The 4,177-nt window shown below is 68.5% G+C and carries 3 protein-coding genes; 1 reads left to right on the forward strand and 2 read right to left on the reverse strand.

Annotation, left to right across the window (positions count from 1 at the left end; translation table 11 throughout):
- Positions 1 to 1,183: helix-turn-helix transcriptional regulator (locus ACRDP3_RS21595; RefSeq protein ID WP_431518637.1), on the reverse strand; the 1,183-nt coding region annotated here is incomplete at its 3' end.
- Positions 1,184 to 1,659: 476 nt separating this feature from the next.
- On the opposite strand from ACRDP3_RS21595, the gene ACRDP3_RS21600 reads away from it, so the two are divergent.
- Entirely contained in the window at positions 1,660 to 3,102 is a 1,443-nt protein-coding gene (locus ACRDP3_RS21600) for a C69 family dipeptidase (protein ID WP_431518638.1), read from the forward strand.
- An 860-nt stretch (positions 3,103 to 3,962) separates the two neighbouring features.
- Here ACRDP3_RS21600 and ACRDP3_RS21605 read toward each other — a convergent pair.
- Positions 3,963 to 4,177, reverse strand: a 215-nt coding sequence (locus ACRDP3_RS21605; protein WP_431518639.1) for a hypothetical protein, incomplete at its 5' end; no start/stop codon positions are given.

Below are 4,177 nucleotides of genomic sequence, written 5' to 3' on the forward strand. Positions count from 1 at the left end.
TGACCTCATCATCGATCTCCAGAGCACTCTCGCGCGCCTGAGCGAAGGTGACCCGCAACTTCTCCAACAAACCCTCACTCCCCCCCGACGTCCACGACTCATGAACCAACGGGGCCCCACACAGTCCGTACTTCTCGCTGGAGAGGCGGTGCAGCAGCCGGAGGGTGGATTCGGTGATCCACAGTCGTCCGGGTTCCTCACGGTTGCCGATCGGGTTGGGCAGAGTCTCGTGGGGCCAGGCGGGCGGGGTGACGAGGTGGACGCCGGAGCGGCGCCGGTCGTATGGGGGGCCGCCCTCGGCCGGGCCGAGGTGGTGTTCCAGAGCGCCGATGGGCAGGTGCGCCTTCAGCGCGGAGAGGTAGGCGCCGTTGATGTCCAGGGCGGTCACCTTCAGCTCCCCTGGGGGCAACGCGGCCGCCGGGGCGCTCCACTTGGGGCGGGCTTCCCAGACGTCGTTGGAATCCCGGCCGGGGGTCTTGTTGAAGATGTCGGGCAGGACCGCATGGTGGGTGAAGTCGTACCGGCCGCCGATCCGGGTTGTCTCCAGCAGGTGCATCGCGTCCGGGATCGCCTTGTACTCCAGGTCGGCGACGGCCGCCTCGGCGTCGCCGCCGTTGGCAGTGAGAGCCTCGCGGACACGCCCGGCGATGAATTGGCCCCCCTCGTTCTGTTCCTTCTGGCCTACCCGACGAGGGCGAGGCCGGCGAGCGGCACTCGGCTTCACGACCGGGGCGGGCCGAGCGGTGCTCGGTTTGGTCGCAGGGGTCTGAGCGGGGGCATGCCCATCCGCGACCTGGTGTGCGTGCGCGGGGGGATGTGGTGACGACCGTCCGCAGTCGGCCGGGTCCAGGTGCTGGGCGAATCCCTCGACCTCGTCGGTGGCGGGGCCGCCGCACAACACGCACGGCCGTGACGGCTCGGCAGCCGGAGCGGGGTACTGGCTGGCGAGTCCTTCCAGCAGATGCAGATAGCGAGCCCAGGCCCGTGAGTTCGGGACGCCACTGCTGCGCTCCTCCCAGTTCGCCACGGTCTGGCGGCCCACACCCACAGCGCGAGCCACCTCCGCGCGACTGAGCTCGGCCGCCGTGCGCAGCCGGACACGCTCAGCCGGGGAAGGCACCTGTGCACGCTTCCTGACCTGCTCCAGCAGAGCGTCCACGCTGGCGAATTCCTCAGCACCCATGTCCCCCACCATACACTCGGCTAGACAGCCTTTAGTGCTTCATTAGACACTGTTTAGACAATCTCTCGACGGCGGTTTTCAATTCCGTCACTCGGACTAGCCCGGCACCGACCAGCGGACACGGACCGTACGCGGAGACTCGAGTGTGGCTTTGTTCTGCTGTCGTGTCGGCATTTCTTCACAAATTCAGGAGACGTCCAGAACTCCGATCGGACGATGTTCACGAGTGGTTCTGGCGCAACTTCCATGACGGTGTCAGCGCCCGCCACAACAACGGAACTCATTCCCGGGCTAGCTGAGCCGACCCGGCCGAGCCAGACAGCGGCGGCCGGTCACCGGTGCCCGCGGGTCGTGGTCCTGGGCGGCTGACCAGCCCCTACGAAGCGCGCCGAACCGTTGACGCGGCCCATCTTGAGATCTCAAGGTGGTCCGCAGTCGGTCCCATGGCCGGCGTCCGTCGAGGTGAGAGGAACGCTGTGCGTCCATGGAGCTGTGACACCTTCGCCGCGCTGGCCGACACCGGGCCCGGTGGGCGGGTGCTCGTGGGCAAGAACAGCGACCGGCCGGTCGGGGACGCTCAGCCGCTGTGCTTCCTCCCTCGCCGGACCGCCCAGCAAAGCGGCGGTCGGCTTCGGCTCGCCTACCTCGAGATCGACGACGTCCCCAAGTCCGCTGCACACATCGGCGGCTCTCCCTACTGGTGCTGGGGCCACGAGCAGGGGCTTAACGAGCACGGTGTCGCTATCGGCAACGAAGCCCTGTTCACCCGGGACTGGGCGGCCGCCGTGTGCTCCGCCGAGCAGGGTGAGGAGCCGGAACGCGGCATCCTGGGCATGGAGCTCGTCCGGCTCGGACTTGAACGCGGGCGAAACGCGGGCGAGGCGCTGGAGACCATCTGCAACCTGGTGAAGCGGCACGGTCAGTGGGGCTCCGGGGTTCCCGGAGAACCACCAGTCTCCGGCGGATACGACAACTCCTTCCTGATCGCCGACTCCTGTGAGGCGTGGATCCTGGAGACATCGGGGCGGAACTGGGTGGCACGGCGGGTGACCTCCGGCACCGTGGCCGTCTCCAACCAGCCCACCATCCGCACACAGTGGGACCGGGCGAGCAGCGGCCTGGTGGAGCACGCCGTTCGGCAGGGCTGGTGGTCGTTCGAGCCGGCCGACCAGCCCTTCGACTTCGCACGCTCCTACGTCGACCCCAAAACCCCGCTGCAGCTCTCACACATTCGGTTGCAGCGCTCCCGCCAGTTGCTGCGCGAGGCCGTGGCCAGTGGCGGCGAAGTGAGCGTACAGACCGGGCAGCGGATTCTGCGCGACCACTACGAGGACACCTTCCTCGGCGGCCCGTACTTCAACGCGGCCGTCCCCGACTTCCTCAGCCTTTGCATGCACTCCCATCCCTCGGACTTCACGTGGGGCGACACTGCGGCGTCCACGGTGTTCGTGCTGCCCACCGAGGAGCAGTGCGATCAGCACCTCCCGCACTTGTGGTGGTCACCGGTGACGCCCTGCACCGGGGTCTACGTCCCGGTGTTCGTCGACGCGGGCGGGCTGCCCGAGACCGTGTCCGCCGCGGGAACGGCCGGCCACCGGCCCCAGCGGCCTGAGAACGCGACGAAGGACGCGTTCGACGAGCGCTCCTACTGGTGGCGGTTCCAGGAGTTGCTGGAACGGGCCAAGGGAGGGCCGGGCGCTCCCCAGTTCGCACGGAACCAGCCGGTCATCCGGCAGGCCTTCGACGTGCTGGAGCTGCGCTGGGCCGCCCGTCTCCCCCAAGTCGAACGCGAGGGCATCGTACTGCGCGACCTGGGCCGGGACGGCGAGATGCGGACTGTGCTGCGAGAGTTCACCGAAGCCTGTGTGACCGAGGCGCTCGCGACGGCCGACGCCTTGATCAGCCGGATCGGCGCCTGAGAGACCCTTGACAACCCGCTGTGGCTCCGCCCAGCAACTTGGGAGTCGGTCGTCCTACACCTCGCCCTCACCGCGGTGAGGGGTGGCCGCTTGTGCTCGCTCGCGCCAACGCCAGGGGGGATCGGTCAGCATGCGCCACCCGGGGGCGTATTCGCCCTGGGCGATCAGGCACGCGACATCGCCCAGGCCCGAGCGTCCAAGCAGCGCACGACTGCTGGGCAGCCAGTCGCCGTCCGACTTGGTGTACAAGTCACAGTGCTGCTCGCGGGGTGGGGCGAGAGGCCGCGGCGGGCGAAGTCGGGGGTGAGAGCCTTCCCCTCCAGGGCCCGTAAGAACGCGGCGACTCCGGGGCAGTTCGTGCAGTGACTCGTACATCGGCTCATCTCCCCCGGGATTGCAGCAACGGTGCTGTGCGCGGTGCCTGGCCGGAGGTGGGGGTCCCGCTCCTGCGGCTACCGGCTCAATCCGTCGTACGGGCGCGTCCCCGCGCGGGCCAGCCGTGCCTCCGGGCCGCGTCCGGGGCCCTCGCGGGAGGGTCATCCGCCGCCGGCGGGCACCGGGCTCGCCCGGGCAGACACCTGTACGAATTCTTGCCGGGGGCCTACCCGTGGTGGACCTGCGCCGGGTAGTCCCCGCACTCAACGACAACCACGCCCACGCCTTGAGCCTGGCGTCCGTTCCAGGCTCAAGGCGTGGGCGACCCGGGTCCCGACGGAGAAAGGTGTCCGAAACGAACTGGCGCCAGCGTGCCGCGAATTTGGATGACGAGCTCGTGCTCGCCGTCGACCCAGCATCTCGGCAGCACCACGAATCCCTCTCCATGTCATCGGTGCGTCAGGGCGAGTTTCCGAATACATAGGTCACTTGACGCAGTTGTGCACCCCGCTCTTCGTTGAGGCGATCACGACGTCGGCGGGGTCGCCGATGGTCTCCAGGCGCAGGGCGTTAGCCTCGATCTTTCGTGACGGTCTGCCGACGGTGTCGGCAGACCGTTGTTGTGTTCCGTGTTGATGATGGGCAGGTCGGAGGCCCGACTGCCGCGTCGGGTGTGCGCCGGGTTCCACTGCTCCGGTTG

This window comes from Streptomyces sp., from assembly GCF_050698815.1.
In the GTDB taxonomy this organism is placed as follows: domain Bacteria; phylum Actinomycetota; class Actinomycetes; order Streptomycetales; family Streptomycetaceae; genus Streptomyces.